Annotated in this window: 21 protein-coding genes, 1 tRNA gene and 1 riboswitch; of the genes, 6 read left to right on the forward strand and 16 right to left on the reverse strand. The window is 46.7% G+C overall.

Annotation, left to right across the window (positions count from 1 at the left end):
- The first annotated feature begins 69 nt into the window (after window positions 1-69).
- Entirely contained in the window at window positions 70-675 is a 606-nt protein-coding gene (gene cobO, locus OOK74_RS07625) for a cob(I)yrinic acid a,c-diamide adenosyltransferase (RefSeq protein WP_278182524.1), read from the forward strand.
- 160 nt (window positions 676-835) lie between these two features.
- Here cobO and OOK74_RS07630 read toward each other — a convergent pair whose 3' ends face one another.
- From OOK74_RS07630 to apbC, 3 genes are all read right to left on the reverse strand, one after another.
- Entirely contained in the window at window positions 836-2,950 is a 2,115-nt protein-coding gene (locus OOK74_RS07630; protein WP_430741937.1) for an AsmA family protein, read from the reverse strand.
- Between the two features lie 91 nt (window positions 2,951-3,041).
- On the reverse strand, window positions 3,042-3,683 hold the full coding sequence (udk, locus tag OOK74_RS07635; RefSeq protein WP_166014664.1) for a uridine kinase: 642 nt from the start codon (window positions 3,681-3,683) through the stop codon (window positions 3,042-3,044).
- A 177-nt stretch (window positions 3,684-3,860) separates the two neighbouring features.
- Entirely contained in the window at window positions 3,861-4,937 is a 1,077-nt protein-coding gene (apbC, locus tag OOK74_RS07640) for an iron-sulfur cluster carrier protein ApbC (RefSeq protein WP_278182526.1), read from the reverse strand.
- Window positions 4,938-5,094: 157 nt separating this feature from the next.
- On the opposite strand from apbC, the gene metG reads away from it, so the two are divergent.
- Window positions 5,095-7,146, forward strand: a complete 2,052-nt coding sequence (gene metG / locus OOK74_RS07645; protein WP_277206135.1) for a methionine--tRNA ligase — start codon at window positions 5,095-5,097, stop codon at window positions 7,144-7,146.
- A 334-nt stretch (window positions 7,147-7,480) separates the two neighbouring features.
- Window positions 7,481-8,323, forward strand: coding sequence for a hypothetical protein (locus OOK74_RS07650; protein WP_278182527.1), 843 nt, complete (start codon window positions 7,481-7,483; stop codon window positions 8,321-8,323).
- Window positions 8,324-8,408: 85 nt separating this feature from the next.
- On the opposite strand, the gene udp is transcribed toward OOK74_RS07650, so the two are convergent.
- Together udp and OOK74_RS07660 are read right to left on the reverse strand one after the other, a co-directional pair.
- Window positions 8,409-9,170 (reverse strand): uridine phosphorylase, encoded by a 762-nt coding sequence (gene udp, locus OOK74_RS07655; RefSeq protein ID WP_274721276.1) that lies wholly within the window; start codon window positions 9,168-9,170, stop codon window positions 8,409-8,411.
- Between the two features lie 320 nt (window positions 9,171-9,490).
- A complete protein-coding gene (locus OOK74_RS07660) occupies window positions 9,491-11,800 on the reverse strand; it encodes a zinc/cadmium/mercury/lead-transporting ATPase (RefSeq protein ID WP_278182528.1) in 2,310 nt (769 codons plus the stop codon).
- Window positions 11,801-12,063: 263 nt separating this feature from the next.
- Between OOK74_RS07660 and OOK74_RS07665 the strand changes: the two genes are divergently transcribed.
- Window positions 12,064-13,032 (forward strand): GGDEF domain-containing protein, encoded by a 969-nt coding sequence (locus tag OOK74_RS07665; protein WP_278182529.1) that lies wholly within the window; start codon window positions 12,064-12,066, stop codon window positions 13,030-13,032.
- A gap of 13 nt (window positions 13,033-13,045) precedes the next feature.
- Here OOK74_RS07665 and moaE read toward each other — a convergent pair whose 3' ends face one another.
- From moaE to moaA, 5 genes are all read right to left on the reverse strand, one after another.
- Entirely contained in the window at window positions 13,046-13,522 is a 477-nt protein-coding gene (moaE, locus tag OOK74_RS07670) for a molybdopterin synthase catalytic subunit MoaE (protein WP_274721273.1), read from the reverse strand.
- A gap of 1 nt (window position 13,523) precedes the next feature.
- Complete coding sequence (moaD, locus tag OOK74_RS07675; protein ID WP_274721272.1) at window positions 13,524-13,769, reverse strand: molybdopterin synthase sulfur carrier subunit; 246 nt, start codon at window positions 13,767-13,769, stop codon at window positions 13,524-13,526.
- On the reverse strand, window positions 13,766-14,245 hold the full coding sequence (gene moaC / locus OOK74_RS07680; RefSeq protein WP_278182530.1) for a cyclic pyranopterin monophosphate synthase MoaC: 480 nt from the start codon (window positions 14,243-14,245) through the stop codon (window positions 13,766-13,768). The genes moaD and moaC overlap by 4 nt, the downstream gene beginning before the upstream one ends.
- Before the next feature lie 9 nt (window positions 14,246-14,254).
- Entirely contained in the window at window positions 14,255-14,767 is a 513-nt protein-coding gene (gene moaB, locus OOK74_RS07685; RefSeq protein ID WP_166014654.1) for a molybdenum cofactor biosynthesis protein B, read from the reverse strand.
- Window positions 14,768-14,826: 59 nt separating this feature from the next.
- Complete coding sequence (gene moaA / locus OOK74_RS07690) at window positions 14,827-15,816, reverse strand: GTP 3',8-cyclase MoaA (RefSeq protein WP_278182531.1); 990 nt, start codon at window positions 15,814-15,816, stop codon at window positions 14,827-14,829.
- Window positions 15,805-15,939: riboswitch (molybdenum cofactor riboswitch) on the reverse strand. (Overlaps the previous gene by 12 nt.)
- 180 nt (window positions 15,940-16,119) lie before the next feature.
- On the opposite strand from moaA, the gene OOK74_RS07695 reads away from it, so the two are divergent.
- The gene (locus tag OOK74_RS07695; protein ID WP_274721269.1) at window positions 16,120-17,016 is read left to right on the forward strand and encodes a YvcK family protein; all 897 of its coding nucleotides are present in this window, start codon (window positions 16,120-16,122) and stop codon (window positions 17,014-17,016) included.
- On the opposite strand, the gene luxU is transcribed toward OOK74_RS07695, so the two are convergent.
- The 3 genes from luxU to uvrB all read right to left on the reverse strand — a co-directional run bounded on the left by luxU (window position 16,999) and on the right by uvrB (window position 20,907).
- Window positions 16,999-17,340 carry a quorum-sensing phosphorelay protein LuxU gene (luxU, locus tag OOK74_RS07700; RefSeq protein ID WP_274721268.1) on the reverse strand — a complete coding sequence of 114 codons (342 nt, stop codon included), beginning with the start codon at window positions 17,338-17,340 and terminating at the stop codon, window positions 16,999-17,001. The two genes, OOK74_RS07695 and luxU, sit on opposite strands and share 18 nt — an antisense overlap.
- A gap of 3 nt (window positions 17,341-17,343) precedes the next feature.
- Entirely contained in the window at window positions 17,344-18,786 is a 1,443-nt protein-coding gene (gene luxO / locus OOK74_RS07705) for a quorum-sensing sigma-54 dependent transcriptional regulator LuxO (RefSeq protein WP_488356472.1), read from the reverse strand.
- A gap of 90 nt (window positions 18,787-18,876) precedes the next feature.
- Window positions 18,877-20,907, reverse strand: coding sequence for an excinuclease ABC subunit UvrB (uvrB, locus tag OOK74_RS07710; RefSeq protein ID WP_278182532.1), 2,031 nt, complete (start codon window positions 20,905-20,907; stop codon window positions 18,877-18,879).
- 581 nt (window positions 20,908-21,488) lie between these two features.
- Between uvrB and OOK74_RS07715 the strand changes: the two genes are divergently transcribed.
- Window positions 21,489-21,564 (forward strand) — tRNA-Asn (locus tag OOK74_RS07715).
- 111 nt (window positions 21,565-21,675) lie between these two features.
- On the opposite strand, the gene OOK74_RS07720 is transcribed toward OOK74_RS07715, so the two are convergent.
- The 3 genes from OOK74_RS07720 to OOK74_RS07730 form a co-directional block, all read right to left on the reverse strand.
- Window positions 21,676-22,344, reverse strand: coding sequence for a hypothetical protein (locus tag OOK74_RS07720; protein ID WP_278182533.1), 669 nt, complete (start codon window positions 22,342-22,344; stop codon window positions 21,676-21,678).
- Window positions 22,345-22,403: 59 nt separating this feature from the next.
- Window positions 22,404-23,540 (reverse strand): glycoside hydrolase family 5 protein, encoded by a 1,137-nt coding sequence (locus OOK74_RS07725; RefSeq protein ID WP_278182534.1) that lies wholly within the window; start codon window positions 23,538-23,540, stop codon window positions 22,404-22,406.
- A 318-nt stretch (window positions 23,541-23,858) separates the two neighbouring features.
- On the reverse strand, window positions 23,859-26,144 hold the full coding sequence (locus OOK74_RS07730; protein WP_274721264.1) for a glycoside hydrolase family 9 protein: 2,286 nt from the start codon (window positions 26,142-26,144) through the stop codon (window positions 23,859-23,861).
- Window positions 26,145-26,290: the final 146 nt, after the last annotated feature.

The following is a 26,290-nucleotide window of genomic DNA, read 5'->3' on the forward strand; positions in this document are numbered from 1 at the left end:
ATTATTTTGTTGGCCAGCAATCAATTGGGCTATGATAAACACCGCTCCCAAATGGAAAAAGGATTGTGTATGTCGAGTGATGACATCAAACACCAGCGCCACCAAGCCCGCCAACAGAAAGTTAAACAGCAAGTCGATGCCAAAATTGCTGCCGCTCAGCAAGAAAAAGGCTTATTGCTGATCATCACGGGTAATGGTAAGGGCAAATCAACCTCCGGATTTGGCACCATTGCCCGCGCCGTCGGTCACGGTAAGCACTGTGCCGTCGCGCAATTTATTAAAGGCACTTGGGACAATGGCGAGCGTAATCTATTAGAAAAGCTGGGCGTCGAATTCCAAGTGATGGCAACTGGCTTTACTTGGGATACTCAAAATCGCGCCAGTGATAGCGCAGCAGCACAGCAAGTATGGCAACACTGTAAACGGATGCTACAAGATCCAACACTTGATGTTGTGCTGTTGGATGAACTGACTTATATGGTGAACTACAGCTATATCGAGCTGGATGAAGTGCTGCAAGCGCTAGAGCAACGCCCTAGTATGCAATCGGTGATCATCACTGGACGCGGCGCACACCGCAGTTTAATTGAGCTGGCGGATACCGTCTCGGAAGTAAAAAATATTAAGCACGCCTTTGAAGCGGGAGTGAAAGCCCTTAAAGGGGTGGATTGGTAACGATAGCCTTGCTACTTACAATTGCCGCAGTTGGCGAAGCACAAATAAACTTAAGGGCTGAATTTCAGCCCTTATTGAACGCTCAACGACCTGAGAAATGAATGAGTTGAGAAATGCGATATACCCAAACCACTTGGAGTTGCAGGTAGGAAGGGTATCGCTATTTAAACAAGCCTTTCAGTAACCCATCGACCGCTTTTTTAGTCTGCTCGTCTTTGATTTTATCGGTTAACTTCTCGACCCCGCGATCGACCTCTTTTTTGGCCTTTTGCTTCAGCACTTCATCAAACACCAGCCGGAATTTAGGCGCACTCCAAGTACCAGAAATATTGATTGGGATCGTCACATCACGCAGCTCATCCAAGCTCTTACCGCCTTGGCCTTCCAGCGTGCCAACCACCGAAGTACGCACTAAAAAGTCGACCGTGTGCTTTAAATAGTTGGCTTGACCTTCACCATGAATACGCAGCAGTGGCGACTGGAGACTAAGATCATTGGTGGTCACTTGGCCTCTATTCAGTTGCAACGTGGTTGTCATGGCACTGAAATCGGTTTGCTTAACCGTATCCGCTTCCTCGACACTTTGGCCTTTGATTTTGGCATAGTTAGTACGGATCAGGTGTGCAACGTTGATCCCTTTCACCGCACCATCAGCAAAATTAATCGCCACCGTGCCTTGCAGATTTTGCTGAATACCGGTTGGGGTTAAACTTTGACCTTGCAAGTTGAGATCGATATTACCGGTGCCGGCCAGCATTTGATTATTCAGCACATCATTAAGGAGGGGTTGAACCTGTACTCCTTTGAGCTGTGACTGCAAGGTGTAATTTGCCGGTGTTTTACGTGCATCCAAATGAGCCTTGGCTTGCAGTGAACCTTGGTAAAGCTTGGCCGTCAACGATTGTAAATCCACCACACCACGATTGAGCGCGAAATTGACTTGTACGTTTTGCAAATGGGCATTACTGGCAGTGAATTTGTCGATGCGGATCTCACCCGCTACATCCAAAGTTTTCAAGGCGGATAAGTCCGGCTCTACTTCTCTAGGCGCATTTGCCACGCTAGCGGACGATGAGGATGGCACCGCTTCCTTGGCAGGTGCAGGTTGCGACTCTTGAGCTTTGGTGCCTAACAAGGCATCCACATCAATTTCAGGGCTGTGCAAGCTGAAACGCACCTTCGGAATATCTGCGAGGGTAACATCCACTTTGCCATCGAAACTCAGCGCATTGGCCGTCAGTTTGTTGAGCAGCACACTGAGATGGTTTTGGGTCAAATCAAAAGCAATTTGCGAGTCTAAACTTAACTTCATCGGGGATTGCGGTAACGCAGCCCCTTCCAATTCGGCTTGCAGTTTCAGTGCCTCCAAACCGACTTTGCTCATCGCTTGGTTAACCATCAGTGAAGCTGAACCTTGCGCATTGAGCTTCATCTCTGCTGCTTTACCCACGACAGAAAAGGTCAAGGCATTGGCTTTATCAAACTCAAAGGTATCGAGTTTCAGCTTGGCAGAATCGATTTGGTTACTCGGATCACTAAAGCTGGCATCCAGATTAATATTGCGCAGCGCATACTGTTTAAAATCAGCGGCTAAACGCACTTCTGCTGTACCTTGCGCGGCAAATTTCTGCTGATCTTTATCGCCTTTGGCAGCAAAGGTCACGTTAGTCCAACGCTCGGGAGCAAACTCGCTCACCGCTAATTGCACGTCATACAACTTGGTTTGGCTGCCAGCTTGGTGATCAACAATTTGCAGCAGCGCATTGCGCACCGCAACGCCAGCCAAAGTTATATTCCACGCACTATTGGCCGATCCTGAACTTGCTTGCTCAGAAATAGTTTGAGGGGACGCTTGAGCGGTCTTAGCTGATTGTAGCGCTTGGGTTACCACATCAAGATTCGAGCGACCATCTTTGAGGGTTTCCAGATAAAACTCCGCTCCATCTAAACGCAGTTGGCCAATATTAAGCTGTTTATCGAGCAGTGGTATCAGCTCAATCGCAATCCCTACGCTATCCACTTTAAACAGATTAGGCGCTTGGAAACCGGCTGGATTTCTCAGCTCAGTTTTGCCTAACTCAAAGCCGATGGATGGATAAAATTGCCAGCCGATATCGCCTTCCATCACCAGTTCTAATCCAGTCTGCTGCTTAGCTTGTTCCACAATCAGCGGTTTAAATTGATTAGGGTTGACCAATAAGACTAAGGCTAGCAGTGCAGCAACCAGCAGTACCACCACGCCCAGAACGAAAAGAAAGAGTTTTTTCATCGGCATATCCTTGCTTGACGATAAAAAGAAAGTGGCACCTAACGTGCCACTTCTATTGGGAAAAATAAAGCAAACTGATGTAAAGCTGTGGTAAAAATTACGCTTTCAGCAGTTTGGCGATATGTGCTTTCAGCACATCAATCGCGATCCGGTTTTTACCCCCACGCGGCACAATAATGTCAGCGTATTGTTTCGATGGCTCAATAAATTGCATAAACATTGGGCGCACAGTCTGTTGATACTGCTTGAGTACCGACTCCATCGTACGGCCACGCTCTTGTACATCACGCTTAACACGGCGCAATAAACAGATATCCAGCGGAGTATCCATAAACACGGTCGCATGCATTAAACTGCGCAGGCGAGGGTCGGTCAGCAGCAAGATACCTTCCAAAATGATCACTTTTTTCGGGGTCATGGTGGTGGTGTTTGCGGTGCGCGTATGCTCAGTATAGCTGTATTCTGGCACTTCAACCGCTTCACCACGGGCCAGCATTTCTAAATGTTGGCACAGTAAATCGTGATCTAAAGCATTCGGATGGTCGTAGTTGGTTTTAACCCGCTCTTCCATGCTCAGATGACTCTGATCTTTATAGTAGCAATCTTCCGTAATCACACCGATTTGATGGTCACCTACTTTGGCGCGCAGCTCGTTATAGATCGTGCTCGCAATGAGACTTTTACCAGAAGCAGAAGCGCCAGCAATACCGACGATGACACATTGATTATTTTCAGACATGGTTTTATGCACCCGAACATGGTTGTGAGGAATGAAGGTAAACCGCCTGATTATAGGGAAACTGTGACCTAGATACCAGTTTGCATTTAGCAAAAACCAGCCAGCCAAGCTTGGATGGATAAGTTTCAGTCAGTGCAACCGATTACATTGACACTGACCCAAATAACCGAGTTCGGCTTAGTTCATCCACTGGATCGCAATCGACTCCGGTTTAGGTTTACCTTGCCAATACAGGGTGGCACATACACGCTGCGCTAGGGCTAAATAGCGCTCAGTATGTTCGCTGTCTGGGCGCGCAACCACGGTTGGCACACCGTCATCCAGATCGGCACGCAAATCAATATGCAGCGGGATTTGCGCCAACAGTGATAAACCAAATTCAGCAGCCAGGGTTTGCGCTCCGCCAACCCCAAAAATAGACTCTTTTTCACCGCAGTGACTACAGATGTGATAACTCATGTTTTCCACCAGCCCAAGCACTGGCACAGCGACTTTGGCAAACATCGCCGCCCCTTTGCGCGCATCCGCTAGCGCTAAATCCTGTGGCGTAGTGACAATCACCGCACCAGTGACTGGAATTTGCTGAGCAAGCGTAAGCTGAATATCGCCGGTGCCTGGTGGCATATCGATCACCAGATAATCCAAATTTGGCCACTCAGTTTCATTAAGCAGTTGCCCCAGCGCTTTAGAGGCCATTGGCCCGCGCCAAATCGCCGCATCCGCCTCATCAACCAAATAACCAATCGAATGGGTGGCAATCCCGTGGGCGCAGATCGGCTGCATCCATTTATTATCACGCACTTGTGGTTTGGCTTGGGTTTTGCCGAACATCAAGGGGACCGATGGGCCATAAATATCCGCATCCAACAAGCCAACCTTGGCACCCGATTGCGCGATTGCCAATGCTAGGTTAGCGGCCGTGGTCGATTTACCCACCCCACCCTTGCCGGACGTCACTGCGATGATGTTTTTCACTCCGTTGACGGATGTTCCAAGCGGGGTGACTAACGCTTTGGGTTGCACTTGAATCTCAAAGGTGATCGGCGCGATTGCTCCACTGGCTTGCTGTTTGAGCAGCCAAGCGTTCAATTGACTAACCAGATCATGCGCCGCAAACGGCAGTTGGATGATAAGTTGTTGATTAGGCGTCACCTTAACCAGCCCGGGAGCCAGCGCCCAGTCACTGATTAAATCAGGATGCGAAAATTGGCTCAGCCATAGGCAGAGATCGTGTTTGGATTGGATGGATAGCATAACTTCCCCTTTTTTACCCATGCTAGCACCGCTTGGCTGTCAACTGAACCCTGAAAAAGATAGGGGAATCAACTGCCGCGCGCCTTGGCGTGACTGCGTGCTTAGGGTAGTATTATCGCTTCAATTTAGTCCCTATCAACAAAAGCGAATATTAAGTATGGCAAACGATCCAAGAAAACTTCTGGTCACTTGTGCCCTGCCTTACGCGAACGGTTCAATCCACCTTGGCCATATGCTTGAGCATATCCAAGCTGACATTTGGGTTCGTTATCAGCGTCTGCGCGGCAATACAGTAAACTTTATCTGTGCCGATGATGCGCACGGTACACCTATCATGCTGAAAGCACAGCAAATGGGTATGACACCAGAAGCGATGATCGAGATGGTGAGCGAAGAGCACCAACGCGATTTTGCTGGCTTCGATATTAGCTTTGATAACTACCACAGCACCCATAGCGATGAAAACCGCGAGCTGGCGTCACACATCTATCTGCAACTGAAAAACAACGGCTTTATTTCTAGCCGCACCATTTCTCAATTGTTTGACCCTGAAAAACAGATGTTCCTACCGGATCGTTTCGTCAAAGGCACCTGCCCGAAATGTAAATCCGAAGATCAGTACGGGGATAACTGTGACGCGTGTGGTGAGACTTACAGCCCAACCGAGCTGATCAATCCTAAATCAGCAGTATCTGGCGCGACGCCAGTGATGAAAGATTCTGAGCACTTCTTCTTTGACCTGCCGCAGTTTGAAAGCATGCTTAAAGAGTGGACCCGCTCAGGTTCGCTGCAATCAGAAACTGCCAACAAGATGCAAGAGTGGTTTGAAGGCGGCTTGCAACAGTGGGATATTTCCCGCGATGCGCCTTACTTCGGCTTTGAAATTCCGGGTGAGAAAGACAAGTTCTTCTATGTATGGCTGGATGCGCCGATTGGTTACATGGGTTCATTTAAAAACCTGTGTGACAAGCGTGACGATCTCGACTTTAACGAATACTGGAATAAAGACAGCCAAACCGAGCTTTACCACTTCATCGGTAAAGACATCGTTTACTTCCATAGCTTGTTCTGGCCGGCGATGCTTGACGGCTCTGGTTTCCGTAAACCGACCAACGTGTTTGTACACGGTTATGTCACGGTGAATGGCGCGAAAATGTCCAAATCCAAAGGTACGTTTGTCAAAGCCAGCACCTACCTCAACCACTTGGATCCCGAGTGTCTGCGTTATTACTACGCGGCCAAACTCAACAATCGGATTGACGATCTCGATCTGAATCTTGAAGACTTCACCCAGCGCGTCAATGCTGACGTGGTCAACAAGATCGTTAACTTAGCGTCACGTAATGCAGGTTTTATCACCAAACGTTTCGATGGCAAATTGTCAGCTCAATTGGCTGAGCCAGAGCTATACGCCGAATTTGCTGGCGCAGCCGATCGAATCGCTGCGCTGTTTGAAGCACGTGAGTTTGGTCGTGCCATTCGTGAAATCACCGCACTGGCCGATAAAGCTAACCAATATGTGGATGAAAAAGCCCCTTGGGTAGTGGCCAAGCAGGAAGGCCAAGATCAAGCGCTGCAAGATATTTGTACCGTGGGGATTAACTTGTTCCGCGTACTAATGACCTACCTCAAGCCGGTAATGCCAGCGTTGGCACAGCGTACGGAAGCTTTCCTCAACCAAGAGTTAACTTGGGAAAATATCGCGACACCGCTGACCGATCACGCAGTGACCCCATTCAAAGCGCTGTTCAACCGGATCGATCCGAAACAGGTTGAAGCGATGATTGCCGCGTCGAAAGCTGAAGCCGAGGCAGAAAAAGCCGCAGCGGAAGCGGCACAGCCAAAGAGCGCAGCAACCGAGCTAAGCAAAGATCCTCTCGCGGCAGAAATTGAGTTTGATGATTTCGCCAAAGTCGATCTGCGGATTGCTAAGATCCTTTCTTGTGAAGCGGTCGAGAAATCGGACAAGCTGCTCAAGTTTGAGCTCGATATCGGCGGTGAAACTCGCCAAGTCTTCTCTGGGATTAAATCGGCCTATCAACCAGAAGATTTGATTGGTAAATACACGGTGGTGGTGGCCAACCTTAAACCGCGTAAGATGAAGTTTGGCATGTCGGAAGGCATGATCCTCGCCGCTGGTCCTGGTGGCAGCGACTTGTGGTTGCTTGAACCGCATCAAGGTGCACAAGCAGGTATGCGTGTGATGTAAGCCTTAGGATACCGCCTGCAACATCGAGCGGTTCCGTCATAACCACTAAGCCTTTGCCAAACGCAAAGGCTTTTTTAATGCGGATTTTATAAGTTACGCTGACAACCTCCTCAGCGATTAGCTATCCGTCCATCACCTGCTAAAACTGAACCTTGCTCACACTTTTTGCGCGTTCTGCACCATTAATGAGCAGCAAAAATCTCATCCAAAAAATAGTTCATTGATTTTAAATCATAAAATTCTTGGCATTCAAACTGCACTACTCCATATGTCGCTATGTAATGACTACGTAGCAGATGATCGGCAACCGTGAAATACCGCTTCGGAGGTGACTATGTGGGGAACAATATCACTGCTGATTGGATTGGCGATGCTTGGTGCAATTTACCGCTACGCTCAACCCAAACACTCGGCGCAGCAACGCAAATTCGAGCTGCTGATTGGCCTGCGTGAAATGTTGGCGCTCTGTCGCCAGCATCGTAGCCTGACCCATCAAGCACTCAGTCAATCAGCTCGCGATCAAGTCAAGCTAAGCGATCTCTCCGCCCTACAACAACGTTGGCTTGCCAAATCGGAGCAACTGATCCAGATCGCTCATTTTGACAACAAGCCGTCGTATCGTATTTTGCAAAATTCACTGCAAGCCGTGCTCAACCAATGGTCACAAGCCACGGTAGGGAAAAACCAACGGCTACACGGCAAATTGATCCGCCACTGCATGTATTTAATGGATGATGTGAGTATGGCTTGGTTAGTGGATGCAGGGCGTGCAGAGTTGCGTGATCAATACCATATGAATTGGCAACAAATTTTTGATGCAATGGAAACCCTGACGCAACTACGTCTGTGTATTGAAGATCTGCCCAATACCGACCAACCAGTCCGAGTCGTGCATTATGGTCAGTTGATGCGACGTAAACTTGAGCAATTGGCGTTGATCAGCCCACTAACACTCAGTTCGCCAGTGGGTAGTGCGGCGATGTGCCAGCTTAACACCATCTGCGATAACGGCCTGTTATTGGACAGCAATGTATTGGATAGCGACGTATTGAATAGTGATGCGCTGTATCAATTAACCAGCGAGATCTCCGCGACCATCGCTCAGGTTTACGATGATATGCTCAATCAGTTAGTGAAAAGCTTATATCAACCTTTGCCACAATTAGTGCTGATTTAGCTATGTGGCTAACAGATAAACCAGCGCCATAACACGGCGCTGGTTTGGTCTCGATGGGAGTTTTAATGCTGAAACTCAGCCATTATTATTGCAGCAAGTGACGCGCTGCTTCGACCACTACTTTAATCGAACGCGCTTCCGTTTCTTTCAGCGTGGCGTGATCTGGGATTTCTTGTTGAGTGCGATTAATGATCACCCCGGCAACACAACCGGCTTGCAAACCTGAGCTGGCACACATAGTCAGCAGCGTCGCGGATTCCATTTCAAAGTTCAATACCCCCATCTGTTGCCACTCTTGCATTGAACCTTGGAAACGCCGCACCACTCGTCCAGTGAAAGTGTCATAACGCTCTTGGCCGGGGTAGAAAGTATCAGAAGATGCGGTGATGCCCATATGCACAGCGGCACCACTGGCTTGCGCTGCCGCTTTCATCGCCGTGGCAACCTCAAAATCCGGCACCGCAGGAAATTCCATCGGTGCGAAATGCAAACTAGCACCATCCAAACGTACCGAGCCGGTGGTAACAATCATATCGCCCACGTTAACGTGCGGCTGGATCGCCCCGGTGGTACCGACGCGCAAGAAAGTACGCACGCCTAATTGCGCCAGCTCTTCCACCGCAATCGAGGTTGAAGGGCCACCGATCCCGGTTGAGCACACCACAACCGATTTTCCCGCTAGCTCAGCGCGATATACAGTATATTCACGATGGCTAGCCAGAAACACTGGGTTATCCATTAACTCGGCAATCTTCTGCACTCGAGCCGGATCCCCCGGAATAATCGCTAAGGTGGCCCCGTTTAAATCAGCGTCAGTGACGCCAAGGTGGAATACAGTTTTGGTCATAACAGGCTCCTGCTCTTGCATTTATTCAGCATATTGATCATTAGGGTACTCAGTCACTTTAGTCGATAGATGCCCGCAAATAAGCGAACTCAGTCACACTGCACAGAGCAATAATCAATTAGATTGCACGGTTAATCGATTTGCATCACACATGACTATTCGTTATTGGAGGATTTCACCCAACACCATAACAAGCGATGAGAGTCATCCTGCTAAGCATAGGTCAGCATCAGCTATCACCCACCATTATTATTTGCCCAATGATGATGAGTGACTAATGCCCTGAACACCAATAGAAATCCGTTCGCTACGCGCCCGATTTAAACCGAACGCTGACCAAATTTGAGCAGCCGTAACGCATTCAGTGTCACCAATGCAGTGGCCCCACTGTCGGCCAATACCGCCATCCATAATCCCGTCATACCAATCAGGCTGGTCACTAAAAACACCGATTTTAGCCCTAGCGCTAAGATGACATTTTGCCGAATGATCGCCAGAGTGGCGCGTGATAGCTCAACCATGCCAGCCAGCTCCAGCAGCCGATTATGCGTCAGTGCCGCATCCGCCGTTTCCAGCGCCACATCCGTACCACCGCCCATCGCGATGCCGATACTGGCCTGTTTCATCGCGGGTGCATCGTTGATACCATCGCCAACCATCGCCACGCGCTGAGTTTGCGCCAATTGTTCGATATAACTAACTTTATCTTGCGGTAATAATCCGGCTCGAAAATCGATGTTCAGTTGCTGGCTGATCGCAGCAGCGCTGCGCTGATTATCCCCAGTCAGCATCAACGCTTTGATCCCGATCCGTTGCAACGCTTCAATCGCGGCGCGTGCATCATCACGTAAAATATCTTGCCAAGCGATCACGCCGACCACTTGCTGATTGTCCAGCATCACCACTACGGTTTTGCCTTGTGCTTCTAAACCGCTGACTTGCTCAGCAACCGCTGGCGGCAACTCAACCTCAACCCGATTAGGAGCGAGGATGTGATAAGTGATACCGGCAATCTCTCCACTGATCCCACGCCCAGCCAAGGCAGTTTTTTCATGCGCTTCGGGAAGTACGAGCTGCTCAGCTTGTGCTTTGGCGACTAATGATCTCGCCAGTGGATGATGTGAACCCATCTCGATCGCAGCCGCTCTCGCCAATAAGGTGAGTCCATCCCAACCTTGGTAGGGAATAAGGTCAGTGACTTGTGGTTTACCTTCAGTCAAGGTGCCGGTTTTATCAAAGGCTATAGTTTCAATTTTGCCTAACTGCTCTAATGCCGCGCCACCTTTGATCAAAGCACCTCGACGGGCTGCAGCGGCTAAGCCAGAAGTAATTGCTGCAGGAGTTGAAATCACTAATGCACACGGACAAGCGATCAGCAACAGCGCTAAGCCACGATAAATCCATGTTTGCCAATCCGCACCAAATGCTAATGGCGGGATGATGATCACTACGATTGCCACCATCATCATTAGTGGTGTGTACCAACGGCTGAATTTATCCAAGAAGCGTTCAAGCGGTGCTTTGCGTGATTCCGCTTGTTCAATCAGGTGTAGGATGCGATCGATGGCATTCTCACCTTGGCGAGAAATAATTTCGACCTGCACCACTTTATCGACCACCACACACCCAGCAGAAACGCGAGCGCCAACTGTAAGTTCTACGGGGAGAGATTCACCTGTCAACGCACTATTATCCAAACTGGCTGCCGCCAGAAGTTGTCCGTCTGCGGGTAAGCGAGCGCCGGGCGCGACTTCAATCACATCGCCGGGCTGCAACTGCTCCGCAGGCACAGAGACACGTTGACCATTTTCAATTCTCAATGCGGTTTCAGGCACTAGCGCCATCAAAGCCTGCACGCCACTGCGTGCTCGTGACGCGGCATACGCTTCTAACCGTTCACCAATTAAAAACAGTAGCAGCACCATCGCCGCTTCTAAGGTTTCACCAAGATATAACGCGCCGATAGCCGCCACTGACATTAAGGTCTCAATCGAGAAAGGAGAACCCGATTTTGCCAAACGCCAAGCTTGTTGAATAATGGGCAGCAAACCCAAAAGACAGGTAATAGTGAAAATCCAACGGCTGATTTCAGCGGAATTGACTAACACACCCACAGCCATCAGGGCAGCAATGCCGATGATTCGTGCATTTTCACTTTGCCAGAAAGGAGATTGAGTCTGTTCGGAGTTAGAAGCCGCCGCACCCGATGAACTTAAAGTGAAGCCGCTATTGATAACCGCTTGTTCGATGCTTAACGCGGTTGTTTGTTGATTAAAGCCCACCACCAACTTCTGTGTGGCGAAGGTTAGTTGCACCTGAACAACATCATTCAGTTGTTTGACCGCTTTTTCAATTTTTTGTGCGCAGGAGGGACAATCCATCCCTGCGATATACCAACTCTGCTGATAGCGCGATGCTGATTCTTCGCTTCGATGTTGCTCGGGCTCATCTTCCAATGGTGAACCACCGCCGCTATCCACGGTGCTGCAACAGCCATCACCATCACACACAGCGGCTACTCCCGCAGCACGAATGGTCACGATTTTCGGGCTTCCCGAACAGCTAGTGTGATGAGTTGGCGTTGGTTGAGTTAACGATTTTGAACGACACGCATGGTGTTTAGCACACATATTTCATCTCCTTTTTATAGTCTGCTGTCAGCTTACACCTTGGAGTTAACTTTAAGGTCAAGCAGATTTTTTCACTCGATTGATAAAATAATGCTCGCCAATCGCTGAAGCACGAGCTTTACGCGGCCATTTTTAACCGGATAAGAACATCACTCTTTGGTTTAGTGATTTATCGGTAAAAAGTCATGCTCACCCCGTATCGGGGCGCAGCAAAATCATCTATAAATAGAAGAATACCTATTCATTCAACAGGCATTAAGTTGATGACTTCTATTTTATCCACCATGATCATTGCCAATCCAAAAATCCTGCAGTTTATTTTCCAATCATTACCCGAGCCAATTTTTCTGTTGAATAGACAGGGCGTTTATCTGGAAGTGTATGGTGGATCAGACAGCAATCGTCACCACAATCCGGCTAACCTGATCGGCTTAAACCAGTATGATGTGCTGCCAGTGGCGCAAGCGACTCAATTTTTGAGTGTGATTGAACAAGCGATTGATCAAAATTGTGCCAAAGAGCTAGAGTATGAAATCGATCCGACCCAACTGGCGTATTTTAATCTTGCCCTTGGCCCAATCGAAAAACAGTATTTTTCAGCCCTGATCATCCCATTACCCGGTACTGAAATGGTACTTTGGATCATCCGTAATATTTCCAATTACAAACGCTCAGTGGAAAAACTGGCTCAGCATCAATTAAAACTGGAACACTTGACCCATATCGATCACCTGACTCAAGTGTATAACCGCTACGCGATGGATTATTTACTGCCACAAGCACTGGATACCGCGCGCCAAGATAACCTAAGTGCTGCGCTGTTGATGATCGATATTGATTGTTTTAAAGAGTACAACGATGAATATGGCCATCTGCAAGGTGATGAGGTGCTACGCCAAATCAGCCAAACGCTACAACGTTGGAAATCGGAAGGTGAGCTTTGCTTTCGCTATGGTGGGGATGAATTTTTAATTTTTATGACCAATGTCAGTGCCGAGCAGAGTCAGCAGCGCGCCAAACAGTTAATGTTGATGGTGACCGAGCTGAATATCAAACATTCAAGATCCAGAGTGTCAGATCATGTCACCATCACTATCGGCATCCGCCACAGTGATCAGTTAGAGCCAGATGTCACCACTGAAAAACTGGTGGCGGTCGCCGACCAAGCGCTGTTTTATGCCAAACATCATCAACGCGGCACTGTGCACATTTTAAGCAGCGCTATCATTTGAGTAGCGCAATCATTTAACGCGGAGGCGTCGATACGTCACTTTCCCAACGCTGCATCGCTTGTTGATCACTCGCGCGCGAGTCAATCCAGCGACTCTGTTCGGTGGTCAACTCTTTTTTCCAAAATGGGGCCCGCGTTTTCAAATAATCCATGATGAATTCACACGCAGCAAAGGCGGCATTGCGGTGAGCACTGGTGACCCCAACAAACACAATTTGGTCACCACTGAGCATATCACCAATCCGATGGATAACGCGCACACGCTGTAACGGCCAACGCGCTTGGGCTAAATCGCAAATCTCCAATAAGGCTTTTTCGGTCATGCCTGGATAGTGCTCAAGATGTAAACCAAGCACATTATCCCCTAAGTTCATATCCCGCACTTTACCGACAAACGTCACTACTGCACCGGCTTGAGTGCCCTGCGCCAACGCTTGGTATTCATCTGCTACCGAAAAATCTGCGCTTTGTACTGCAACCCGATTGTCCATGTTAACCTCCCGTCACCGGTGGGAAAAAAGCCACCTCATCGCCCGCGTGCAGCGGAGTGTCAAACGGCACTATCGCTTGATTGACTGCGGCCAATAGCTTACCCGGTTGTAACGCGATATCCCATTTGCCAGGTTGTTGCGCCAAATGCTGTCGCAACGCTTCGACACTGGCGAACGGTTGCTCAACCAGCATACTCTCGCACGCCACCAACTCACGGGTTTGGGCAAAAAACAACACGGTAATCATGCATTCACCTTAAAGTGTCCAGACTTACCGCCCGATTTTTCCAGCAAACGCACCTGCTCAATCACAATATCTTTTTGTACCGCTTTACACATATCGTAAATGGTCAGCGCCGCCACTGATGCTGCGGTCAACGCTTCCATCTCTACCCCAGTTTTACCGCTCAGTTTACACAGCGCTTCAATACGCACACTGTTTTGTTGCGGCAGTGCTTCTAACTGTACTTCCACTTTGGACAGTAGCAGAGGGTGGCAGAGTGGGATAAGTTCCCATGTCCGTTTGGCGGCTTGAATCCCAGCAATACGTGCGGTAGCAAACACATCACCTTTATGATGCTGGCCGGAAAGGATCAGTTGCAGCGTTGCAGGTGCCATGCGTACATACGCTTCGGCACGCGCTTCACGTACGCTATCAGCTTTGTTTGAGACATCGACCATATTGGCTTGGCCGGCCGCATTGATGTGGGTCAGTTGGCTCATTAAATCCCCTTACACCGTCAAGTGCGGCATAAAGTTACATGGACGGTGCGCAGCATCCAACTGCTGTTGGATAATCTTAGTCCAGCCAGTCCGGCACGCTCCAGTCGAACCCGGCATCGCAAAAATCACGGTATGGTTAGCAAAACCGGCCACCGCACGCGACTGGATGGTTGAGGTACCAATTTCTTCATAAGAGACCATGCGGAACAGCTCACCAAAACCTTCCACTTCTTTATCAAACAGTGGCTTAAGCGCTTCAGGCGTGCTATCGCGCGAAGTAAATCCGGTTCCACCCGTGATCAAAATCGCTTGAATCGTCGGCTCTGCAATCCACTGTGACACCACGGCGCGGATTTGGTACATATCGTCAATCACAATCTGTTTATCGGCCAGTTTATGCCCAGCCAGTTGTAACTGCTCGGCCAAATAACCGCCAGAAGTATCATTCTCTTCAGTACGCGTATCGGATACCGTCAGCACCGCAATATTTGCGGCTTGAAATTTGCTTACTGCGTGGCCCATAAGTTCACCTTTTCGAAATAGTTAAGCCTCGCGCGCGAGGCTAAGTAATAATTAGCCGCTCAACCACCAATCGATGCCAAATGTGGCGTCATTCCCACTTTGCCATCTTGCAAAAAGTGGGTTTGGGCTTTGTTGTGCAACTGAGTTTTAATTCGTTCAATTAATGCGGCTTGCTGTTGATCGTGCTGCAGCAGATCGCGTAACTCAATGCCTTGTTCGCCAAATAGGCAAAGATGCAGCTTACCTTGCGCCGAAACACGCAAGCGATTACAACTGCTGCAGAAATCTTTCTCATAAGGCATGATCAAGCCGATTTCACCAAGATAATCCGCATGGATAAACACTTGCGCCGGACCATCGTTATCGGCGCGCACTTTACGCTGCCAACCGTTGTTGATCAGATAGTCGCGTATCGCGGCACCAGACAAATGATGACGGGCAAATAAGTCGTTCATCTCACCGGTTTGCATCAGCTCAATAAAACGCAGTTGAATCGCACGCGTTTTAATCCACGCCATAAATTTAGGCAGTTCAAGATGGTTAAGATCTTTCATCAGCACCACGTTAACTTTGACTTGTGCAAAGCCAACCTCAAAAGCGCGATCAATTCCCGCCATCACTTGTTGGAAACGGTTTTCACCAGTGATTTGCGCGAACATGCGTGGATCTAAACTGTCGACACTGACATTGAGTTGAGTAAGCCCAGCCTCTCGCCACTCGCCGATCTGTTTGGCTAAACGATAACCATTGGTGGTGGTGGCGACTTTTTTAATGCCGGGTGTAGCGGCGATGGTTTGGATGATTTGACTAAAATCTTTACGCAGCGATGGCTCACCACCAGTGATGCGGACTTTTGAAGTACCACACTCAGCAAAAGCATTCACCACCCGCTGGATTTCAGCGACACGCAAAAAAGAGTTAGCGTTACCCGCTGCTGGTCGGTAACCATCAGGTAAGCAATAGGTACATTTGAAATTACAAACGTCAGTGATCGAGAGACGTAAATAATAAAATTTACGTTGAAATCTGTCTTCGAATTGTTGCGCCACGGAACACCTTTCCAAATACGGGAGGCATCGTCATTTCTCACCATGCCCTTGTGACCTTCCGTCACTGGCTTATAACGCATATTTAAAAAACTTAGCGCGATAAGCTCGGAGTTACGGCCAAGCAGAGTGATGTTTCCAACCTCTTAGCTCTGGCTGCTGCGGGTAAAATACTCAATAATCTGCCGCGATGCTACCTCTCTCCCTAAAAAAGGGGCGCTAACAATAAATTTAGCCCTAAATGGGTATCTAATCTGGATCAACTTGGTTAAATTGCTGCTCAGCAGCCAAAATAAGCAGGATCCTATGTCTCTCTATCAAAGCAAAAAAGTAGTGGCCATCGGCGGTGGTCACGGTCTTGGCCGGATGCTAGCGGCACTGAAAGTGTTTGGCTCCAATGCCACCGGTATCGTCACCACCACCGATAATGGCGGCTCAACTGGCCGAATTCGTCACTGCCAAGGAGGAATTGCTTGGGGTGATACGCGTAACTGCATCAATCAGTTAATTACTGAGCCCTCGATCAGTTCGATGATGTTTGAGTATCGCTTTAAAGGCACAGGCGAGCTGAATGGGCATAATTTGGGCAATTTAATGCTCACCGCATTAGATAATCTCTCGGTGCGACCGCTGGATGCCATCAATCTGATCCGCAATATGCTTAAGGTTGATGTCAATATTTTACCAATGTCTGAGCACCCATCGGATCTGGCCGCGTTAGCACTAGATGGCAAATGGGTCACCGGTGAAACTAGCGTAGATGAAATGGCGCAAGATTTACGCCGCCTCGATTTAGCCCCAGAAGTGCCCGCCACCAAAGAGGCGATCTCTGCGATTCAACAAGCAGATTGTGTGATTTTAGGCCCGGGTAGCTTTTTAACCAGTGTGATGCCGCCGCTACTGCTTCCTGAGTTGGGTAAAGCAATTGCTCGTAATCCGGCCGCCACGGTCATTTTTGTCGAAAACTTGTCACCAGAACATGGTCCTGCGGGCAGAATGAGCCTAGAGCAAAAATTGGAATGGTGCGAAAGAGCCTGCCTAGGCCGCAAAATTGATGTGGTGTTGGGTCATCATCCTCATCCCGATTTACAACAGCGTTGGAATTTTGTGACCCGTGATTTGGCTTCTGCCAACCGTGACTGGCGTCATGATCGGCAAAAACTGAGACAAGCGATTGAAGAGCAATTAATCAACCAGTTGTAAATATCGTTGGTGGGTTTGGTCCAGCAGTTCCAGCATCTGTTCCACTTCATAGGCGAGATCAAACGTCAGATCAGTGTGAGCAAGGCGGTCTAATTCGATCGCCTTACCGCGTAAGCGCTCCGCGCCAAAACTGGCGGCGCTGCTTTTCAGCGCGTGGCTGATCTCTTGCAGGTATTCACGCTGATTCGCGTGCGGCTCACTACGCAGGCGGCGTTGATAGTCGTTTAATTCATCAACAAAAATGTTGAGTAACAGCGGAATATTTTCCGCACCGATCTCTTTGGCTAATACATCGATTTGACTTTGATTAATCCATTCTCTCATCACTTAGCGCTCCTGCTCTTTTGCGGTAACTTTCTCTTTTACTGTGACTTTCTCTGTCGCTTGTTCATTCCAAGTTTGCAGCTTACGATAAATGGTCGATGGGCTGACGGCTAAATAACTGGCGGCGCGCGGAATATTACCATCACAAGCGGCAATCGCTTGCTCAATCGCTTGTTTTTCCGTGACCCATAACGGAAAAATTTCATGTACTGAGATTACATGCTGTTGATCTAGTTTAATTTCTTCACGTAAATGCGGTACCGAAGGGTGATTAAGCGGAGGAGGCAACATATTAAGGGTTATTTCACATCCCTCATTCAGCACCACCACATTGCGCAATACGTTTTGTAATTGGCGCACATTACCTGGCCATTCGTAGCGACGAAAACGCTCCACCACTTCGGCCGACAAACGCACAAAATCTTTGCCTTCCTCTTTGGACATAAAACCCAGCAAAGAATAGGCAATCTCAATCACATCATCACCGCGCTCACGCAGTGAGGGCAAATGCAGCGGGATCACGTATAAACGGTAGTATAAGTCTTCCCGAAAACGCCCAGCTTGCACTTCTTTCCAAGGATCGCGGTTGGTGGCGCACACAAAACGCACATCCACGCTTTTCATTTTTGACGAACCAACTTTTTGGAATGTGCCAGTTTGAATAAAGCGCAGTAATTTGGTCTGCAACTCTAAATCCATTTCACACAGCTCATCCAAAAACAGCGTTCCACCATCAGCCGCTTCCGCGGCACCTTGCCGTTCGCTGGCCGCTCCAGTGAACGCGCCTTTTACGTGGCCAAATAGCTCACTTTCAATCAAATCTTTCGGGATCGCTGCACAGTTAATCGCGATAAACGGTTTTTCACCCCGTTTACTGGCCGCATGAATGGCTTCCGCACACACCTCTTTACCGGTACCACTTTCACCGGTAATGAAAATGCTCGCTTTGCTACTCGCGGCGGAATCAATCGTGCGATACACCGCTTGCATTGTTTGGCTACTACCAATAAAACCTTGATAAGTATGATTGTTGTTATCAAGGTCGTTTTTAAGCTTTGATGCTTTACGAATCGCGTTATTGACCGTGACCCGCAGCCGATCGGCTTCACAAGGTTTGATCAAAAAATCTTGCGCACCGTAGCGCATCGCTTCCACAGCGCTGTCAATCGAACCATGCGCGGTCATAAACACGATCGGTACATCAGGGGCTTTTTGCTTAACCGCATGCAACACATCCATGCCAGTCATATCCGGCAGACGTAAATCAAGCAGAATCAAGTCAGGCTCGCGGTGTGCAATGCTCGCAATCGCATCACGCCCAGTTCCCACAATATTGATATCGATATTTAGCGGTGCGAGAAAAGAGCGATACAGCGCCGCAATCGACGCGGTATCTTCGACCATTAATAGATACTTCACCGGCGGCAAAGAGGGGTTGTGTTGCATAGCCTAGCCATTATTGTTTTGCATTTTGCGGTAATATTGCATTTGCGCTTGCATTTTACAAATTTGAATTCATTTCACTCACTGGCTAGGCTAACTGTTGATGATAAATTGTTGACGTAGCTGATGAATCTCATCACGTTTCTGGGCGGCCAGCTCAAATTCCAAATTCTGCGCGTGTTGATACATTGCCGCTTCTAATTGGCTGATCTGTTTATCTAACTGCTGCGGAGTCAATATTTGGTATCCGGCACTCTCTTCCGCCACTTTCGCCAATGGCACCACTTTGCTGTGCTTCGGTTTGCGCGATTTAGCAATATCGCCCAACTCCATAATATCTTTGATATTGCGTTTTAACGGCTGCGGAGTGATCCCGCGCTGCTGATTATACGCTTGCTGCTTAGCTCGGCGGCGCTCGGTTTCATCCATCGCTTTCCCCATCGATTTGGTGATGGTGTCTGCGTACAAAATCGCTTTACCATTGATATTACGCGCCGCGCGGCCAATAGTCTGGATCAGTGAGCGCTCGGAACGTAAAAAGCCCTCTTTATCGGCATCCAAAATCGCCACTAACGCGACTTCTGGCATATCTAAACCTTCACGCAGTAAGTTGATCCCAACCAGCACATCAAATACGCCCAAACGTAAATCACGAATGATTTCAACACGTTCAACCGTATCAATATCAGAATGCAGATAGCGTACTTTCACCCCGTGCTCATGCAGATATTCGGTCAAATCTTCCGCCATCCGCTTGGTCAAGGTGGTGACTAAAATCCGCTCATCATTAGCGGCACGCACGCGAGCCTCGGAGAGCAGATCATCAACCTGAGTGGCCACAGGGCGCACTTCAATCAAGGGATCCAATAAACCGGTAGGACGTACCACTTGATCCACCACTTCACCCGCCGATTTGTTTAACTCATATTCGCCTGGCGTAGCCGAGACAAAAATGGTTTGTGGTGCAAGCGCTTCAAATTCATCAAATTTCAATGGACGATTATCCAGCGCGGAAGGCAGCCGAAAGCCAAATTCGACTAAGGTTTCTTTGCGTGAGCGATCGCCTTTAAACATCGCGCCAATTTGTGGCACGGTGACATGAGATTCATCGATGATCAGCAAGCCATCGTGTGGTAAGTAGTCAAATAGTGTCGGAGGTGGCTCACCTTCGGCACGCCCACTGAGATAACGCGAGTAGTTTTCAATCCCAGAGCAAAAACCCAGTTCATTCATCATTTCAAGATCAAACTGGGTGCGTTGGGCAATCCGCTGCTCTTCCAGCAGTTTATTATTATCCAACAGATACTGACGTCGGCTATGCAGCTCATGTTTAATCTGTTCAATTGCGGCGAGGATCCGCTCACGCGGCGTCACATAGTGGGTTTTCGGGTAAATGGTGTAACGTGGCAAATCACGAGATAGGATCATGCCAGTCAATGGATCAAACAGACTGATGCACTCAATTTCATCGTCAAACATCTCTACCCGCACCGCCTGTTGATCCGATTCGGCAGGGAAAATATCAATCACCTCACCACGAACACGAAATTGGCCACGCTCAAACGCCAGATCATTGCGCGAATATTGTAATTCGGCCAAACGGCGTAGCATGTCGCGCTGATTAATCACATCGCCACGTCGCAAATGCAGCATCATTTTTAAATAAGAATCGGGATCACCCAAACCATAAATGGCCGAGACCGATGCGACGATCACCGCATCTTTGCGCTCCAATAAGGCTTTGGTGGCCGATAAACGCATTTGCTCAATATGCGCATTAATCGAGGCGTCTTTTTCAATGAATGTATCGGTGGTGGGCACATAGGCTTCGGGTTGGTAGTAATCGTAATAGGAGACGAAAAATTCCACCGCATTGTTCGGGAAAAACGCTTTCATTTCGCCATACAGTTGCGCCGCGAGGGTTTTATTCGGCGCGAGCAAAATCGTTGGGCGTTGTAACTGGGCAATCACATTGGCCAAAGTGAAGGTTTTTCCTGAGCCCGTCACACCGAGCAGGGTTTGATGGGCTAATCCCGCTTGCAGACCATTCAACAACTGCTGGATCGCGCTGGGTTGATCACCGGCGGGTTGATAATCGGAAACCAGTTCAAATGCTTTACTCATGCCATCCTCATTACGCTTATCTGCTCGGCGCCATTGTTACTGGATGTACAGCCAGTGATCAAGTACTTCTTCCACCACTTATTCCCAAACCACTTGGCGTTGCAGGTCTATCCATCGCAGTGCGATGTCAGTAAAGTTTACTGCAATTAATCCTAGCGTTATCACTCCAGAGTTGCTAATCTTGCTGCCCCCATTTCGGCTTAACGCCGAACGCGAACATAAAAATAATCCACTAGTTTTCCCCAGATTTTGTTCTGCACGCCTTATCGAGCCGAAAAGGCCAGATTTCATCACTCAGCCACTCAAGAGTGACAAATTTCAAATAAACAATGAAAAATAAAGCGTTAAGCAAAAATAAAACTCCATTCAAAACCAGCGTTATACATCCTCAATACCGGCATTAAAGGTTAATCAAGATCCATTCACATACTTATCCACAAATTTAGTGGATAAGTGAACCCAGCTCAATAGCGGTAAGGGATACACAAAAGTAAACCCTTCACTGCATAAAAATGTGTTTTTTTAATTTGAAATGATTGACACCCATCGGCCCGCTCGCTAACATCCGACACGAAAATTATTCCTCCTTAGTTCAGTCGGTAGAACGGCGGACTGTTAATCCGTATGTCGCAGGTTCAAGCCCCGCAGGAGGAGCCAAATTCCATCAAAAAAGACGTCCTAGGACGTCTTTTTTGTATGTAAATGTCGCCATTTCAAGCAATTTTGCTCTTAATGTTTTTCTGACCGATGCCTATACATAAATGCTTGTTACAGCGGACGACAGCCAGTGTTACCATTCGGTGCGCTTGATGAGACCAGAAACGCTACATTGGCCAACGTAAATTGCAAATCAGCCATTGAATTCCAAACGCCTGAAATATAAGGTGTTCTAAATGCGGCATTTAAATAATCCGCACTAGGAGCTAAATCACTCACTAGAAGTTGACAACGATACCAACCGCCACCGGCAGGAACTTGTCCCTTATCGATTTGATAAAAATTACTATACTGTGGTGTGGCAGACTCAAGCCTGACTTGTATCTCATTAGACTCTCCGTAATTCTTCACCTTCAGATCAATAGTCATGACTCCCGCTGCATATAGTTCAGATAGATCTGTCACTTGACCAGCAGCAGGCTCAAAGAAAATACCGCCATTACCTGAAAATAACACATCAATCACATCTTCGGTTAGTTCTCGCTCTGCACCGAAGGAATCAAATTTATGCTTATCACTCAGATCCGTCGCCAGTGAAAAGTCGCCGGAATAAAATACGGCGAAATCACCATTAGAGAGAGCTGGAGCACTATTGAATGCAGGACTATCTGGACTACCTGGATTAAAGTCAACATTAATATCGCGATCTTTTAAATTACAGCCACTTATTAAACCAATAAAAATCAATGTCACAAGACAATTAACATTATTTGCTTTCATGTTTACTCCTTAATTAAAAAATTGATAAATAAAAATTACATATTAATTTCATGGAATTTTTATTGTGGAATTAATGCATCTATTAGTTCTGAACGCCATTGATTAGAATTAAAATCATAAGCACCAAAATCTGAGCTGTATTCCCAGTAGTGCCAGCTAAAACTCCGTTTTTCTGCTTCTCTGGCAATATAAGCAGTCCATGCTTTTTGATCTTGTGGCTGAGAATATTTGCTATATACACCAAATTCACCAATGTTTATTTCAAATCCTCGTCCAGCCTGTTGATTCCAATCGGTAATAACATTGAGATAATCGGTTAAAACTTTCTGTTCATCTACTGTACCTAACCATCTGGTGCCTATCCAATTTTTTGCATTTTCAACCCAATCTGCACCTTGGTGAGTAAATTGGAACGGTTCATAGAAATGTACCGTTATAATAGTGTTCTGAGCGCTGACACTATCTGGCAAGACCAAATCGTTAAGCTTGGTAGGCCCGCCCCAATCAGCCGTACCAATCATAATTTTTCTTTGCCCTAAAGAATTATGTTGACTACTGGCATTATCCAGCCAAATAAGTTTAGTTAAATCTGCAACAAGAGCATTCCATTCCTTAACTCCGAGATTACCGTGTGGTTCATTGAGAAATTCAAATACTAACTGCTCTTCATCATATTCGCTCAACGGAAATCGCTGTGCGATTTGATTCCAAAATGAGAGTAAACGCTGACGATGTTGATCAAACTCGTTTTTGTTATAAAATAATTCATCAAAATGATGACTATTAATAATTACTTTTAATTGATTTTGAATAGCATAATCGACAACTTGTTGGACTCTAGCCATAAAAACTTCATCAATAACCTTGGGGTCACTTTGGGTATGAGCATTCCAACGTACAGGGATTCGAACACTAGCGAAACCAGCAGATTCAATATTTTCAAAATCAGAAGACTGAATAATAAAATCATTGTTCCACTCACCTTCATAATTAGGTGACTCTAAATAATTACCAAGATTTATTCCACGACCAAGAAAACTGAAGTCTAAACCTTTACTAGAATTCCAATAATACAAATCAGTGTAGTATTGGTCAGATAATTTTGGTCCTTCATTATCTTCCGAGCGACAACCAATATTAAGAAACACCATAAAAAACACTAACAACCAAAATTTAACAAATCTAATTTCTCTCATGATAATAATTCTCACATACTCAATGTGGCATTGTTTTTAATTAATTACAATATAATCAGCATAAATCTATAACTGCATCAAAAGTTAGCATATTGCATTAAGCGGCACTATAATTAGCAATATCGAAGAAAATAAATACATTTCGATTATAATTAACATCAACGGCAATACAGGCCATCGCTAGATATATAACGAAAATTTAAATATTACTTAGAATTTTAAAATTATTTCTTTCCAATGAATAAAACCATCACAATTATGATCATCTTATTACCGACAAATAAAAATACTACACGGTAATAAGATGATAATTTAAATTTAGTTTAGTTTCCCTTCATCTAAAGCAGATGTTAACCAAACCAGAGGTGCATTCCAGTTGATCGTAATCTCATTAAATGACCAGGCATTAATGTTATCACGATAGCAAGTTTGACCCACACACTCACCTTTTAAGGTAGCCGCAACAGGGTCACTGTAACTCACCGAATTGGGACCACCAACCAAAGCACCAGGCGCAGGGGCTGGCGATTTTTCATCAGCGGCATGCGCCCAAAAGCGATGGTGAGGACGCTGAGCAGCATTAGGACCATAGCCAGTAATATATGAAAGGTTCATCGGGTTAGCACCTAGCAAGTAATCCATCGCATTGGCTGCGGCCTTGACATATTTGCTATCACCGGTGAAGTCATGAGCATAAATTAATAAAATACCTCTATTCACAAAGCTAGAGTTCGAGCCCCAAGGATATTCCTCAACGGTATAAGGAATATGGTAGCCTTCGTTCTTTATCTGATTAACAAAACTATCAGCCGTGGCTATGAGATTATTTCTTGCGGTATTAACTAGATCTTCGCCTAGATTATTAGGGACGATAGCTAAGCTCACAGTACCTAACGGTGCGGTGTAACCCCAGAACATTTCATCCTTAGCTTCAATATTACCTTTTGGCGTTTCTAGATAATGAGGTGACTTTTTCAGCACGGTAAGATATTTCGATTCACCAGTTGTGATATACAACTCGCTAGCAGCCCAATAAAACTCATCAGAAAGTTCGAGATCGTCATAAGGACCAGAACCAATAAAATTATCATAAGCAAAAATATTAGAGTGCTGATTTGCGGAGTCCCAAGCTTGTTGTGCGGCATTCAAACAGCGTCTTGAAAAATCCGGGTCGATTTCTTGCCAAATACGTGCACATTGAGCGCCAACAGCCGACAAATTTAAAGTTGCTGCTGTGGTTGGAGAACCGACATAACGTTTCTGAGTGTCCATATGAGGTGGCAGAGGCATTCCTGTCCACTCTTCGTCTGCAACTTTATGGAATGCCATTCCTTTCGCGTTGATCTGGCTTAATTTTAGCGTCTTGGAACCAGATTGATCACCCACTGGCACTGCGACTGGTTTATCGGTCTGGATCTGCATTGCCAGCATAAACTCAACATTCCACCGAGCCTCTGATAACAAAGGATTGACCCCATTGCCTGCCTCTGGAATGTTTACCTTTCCTTGTGCAAATGGAATTGATGCATTGGCAACCCATCGACCTCTTTCGTACAGGTTTAATAGTGTCCAAGTCGAAATTCCGCTGTTAACCGTATATTTACCATGGTCGCCGGCATCATACCAACCACCGGTGACATCTACCGTAAAATCACAGCCTGGCCAACTATTACCCCAACTGTCAGTTTTATCAAAGCAGGTGACCACATCACTCATATGCCCACCAGGACGAGCCAAGTTTTCTCTTTGCACCAATGACTGATCTATCTCAATACCACTGCGATTTTGGTAAAAATAAGACAATGCATCGTATTTCAACTGAGTATAAATATCGCTATTGATCCGAAATGGGAAACTTTGTTCATCACCCACTGTCACTTGCAAACCATCCATTGGCGCTTTGTATTTTGATAAATCAATCCGATGAAGATGTTCACCCGATGCTTTATTCAGACCAAAAACTTCTGTTTTCCCGGAATCTAAGCTGAGATTGCTACTGTTGGTCAACACCCACTTTAGCGGCTTTTTTGATTGATTAGAGACAAAAATTAATTTATCAGACTGAGGAAGATAACCTAATTGGTTAGCACGGACTGAGTTTATTTTTAACTCTTCCTTAAACTTATCACCAACAACCGAAACATTGCTAAAACATACGGTCGCCTTTTTTTGAGCACCCATTTGAAACTGGAATTCAGTTTTAGCATCACTTTCCACTTGGTGATTAAATTTAAATTTATAGCTTTTCTTTGTAGGTGATATTTTAGTCTCATCAACAAAATAATTGGTATATGGAGGTCCTTCATGCTGGATAAGCGTTTTGACCTGAGTGTCAGTAGTTGCATATGCATCAAATGAAAGCTGATAATCAGCATTATTAGATAGACCTATCCCTCCTTGACCTAATATGATATTCCAAGAATTTTCGCCAGGATTTCTAATCTCAACGCACGCTTCGCCGTCAATAACTTTTACATCTGCCCCGGCACTCCACCAACCATCTAAATTGCCGTTAAATTTTCCATTATTGATTTGTTCCTTGGCATATAGAGAACTCGAAGAAAGAATTAGAACTGTTAACAGTGATAGCCTCATCTTGTACATACTTACTCCTAGACATTGAATTTAATACACCACCAAATTAAGTGATATCGATGGTGCATAATTTGATGCCAGTGCACAAAAAAACAGACCTAATTGTATCAATTATTCCGTTCGTGATTTCGCTAACAATTGCTTCTAGGCCAATG

Source organism: Vibrio misgurnus, from assembly GCF_029635775.1.
GTDB classification, from domain to species: Bacteria; Pseudomonadota; Gammaproteobacteria; order Enterobacterales; family Vibrionaceae; genus Vibrio; species Vibrio chanodichtyis.

What these genes read in the sequence shown, in the direction of transcription:
- OOK74_RS07725 (WP_278182534.1), bottom strand. Translation starts at nt 23,540, where the DNA reads ATGAGAGAAATTAGATTTGTTAAATTTTGGTTGTTAGTGTTTTTTATG.
- moaD (WP_274721272.1), bottom strand. Translation starts at nt 13,769, where the DNA reads ATGATTACCGTGTTGTTTTTTGCCCAAACCCGTGAGTTGGTGGCGTGC.
- luxU (WP_274721268.1), bottom strand. Translation starts at nt 17,340, where the DNA reads ATGAGAGAATGGATTAATCAAAGTCAAATCGATGTATTAGCCAAAGAG.
- OOK74_RS07660 (WP_278182528.1), bottom strand. Translation starts at nt 11,800, where the DNA reads ATGTGTGCTAAACACCATGCGTGTCGTTCAAAATCGTTAACTCAACCA.
- apbC (WP_278182526.1), bottom strand. Translation starts at nt 4,937, where the DNA reads ATGCTATCCATCCAATCCAAACACGATCTCTGCCTATGGCTGAGCCAA.
- udp (WP_274721276.1), bottom strand. Translation starts at nt 9,170, where the DNA reads ATGACCAAAACTGTATTCCACCTTGGCGTCACTGACGCTGATTTAAAC.
- uvrB (WP_278182532.1), bottom strand. Translation starts at nt 20,907, where the DNA reads ATGAGTAAAGCATTTGAACTGGTTTCCGATTATCAACCCGCCGGTGAT.
- udk (WP_166014664.1), bottom strand. Translation starts at nt 3,683, where the DNA reads ATGTCTGAAAATAATCAATGTGTCATCGTCGGTATTGCTGGCGCTTCT.
- OOK74_RS07695 (WP_274721269.1), top strand. Translation starts at nt 16,120, where the DNA reads ATGTCTCTCTATCAAAGCAAAAAAGTAGTGGCCATCGGCGGTGGTCAC.
- moaB (WP_166014654.1), bottom strand. Translation starts at nt 14,767, where the DNA reads ATGGGCCACGCAGTAAGCAAATTTCAAGCCGCAAATATTGCGGTGCTG.
- OOK74_RS07665 (WP_278182529.1), top strand. Translation starts at nt 12,064, where the DNA reads ATGACTTCTATTTTATCCACCATGATCATTGCCAATCCAAAAATCCTG.
- OOK74_RS07650 (WP_278182527.1), top strand. Translation starts at nt 7,481, where the DNA reads ATGTGGGGAACAATATCACTGCTGATTGGATTGGCGATGCTTGGTGCA.
- metG (WP_277206135.1), top strand. Translation starts at nt 5,095, where the DNA reads ATGGCAAACGATCCAAGAAAACTTCTGGTCACTTGTGCCCTGCCTTAC.
- moaE (WP_274721273.1), bottom strand. Translation starts at nt 13,522, where the DNA reads ATGGACAATCGGGTTGCAGTACAAAGCGCAGATTTTTCGGTAGCAGAT.
- cobO (WP_278182524.1), top strand. Translation starts at nt 70, where the DNA reads ATGTCGAGTGATGACATCAAACACCAGCGCCACCAAGCCCGCCAACAG.
- OOK74_RS07730 (WP_274721264.1), bottom strand. Translation starts at nt 26,144, where the DNA reads ATGTACAAGATGAGGCTATCACTGTTAACAGTTCTAATTCTTTCTTCG.
- moaC (WP_278182530.1), bottom strand. Translation starts at nt 14,245, where the DNA reads ATGAGCCAACTGACCCACATCAATGCGGCCGGCCAAGCCAATATGGTC.
- OOK74_RS07630 (WP_430741937.1), bottom strand. Translation starts at nt 2,950, where the DNA reads ATGCCGATGAAAAAACTCTTTCTTTTCGTTCTGGGCGTGGTGGTACTG.
- luxO (WP_488356472.1), bottom strand. Translation starts at nt 18,786, where the DNA reads ATGCAACACAACCCCTCTTTGCCGCCGGTGAAGTATCTATTAATGGTC.
- OOK74_RS07720 (WP_278182533.1), bottom strand. Translation starts at nt 22,344, where the DNA reads ATGAAAGCAAATAATGTTAATTGTCTTGTGACATTGATTTTTATTGGT.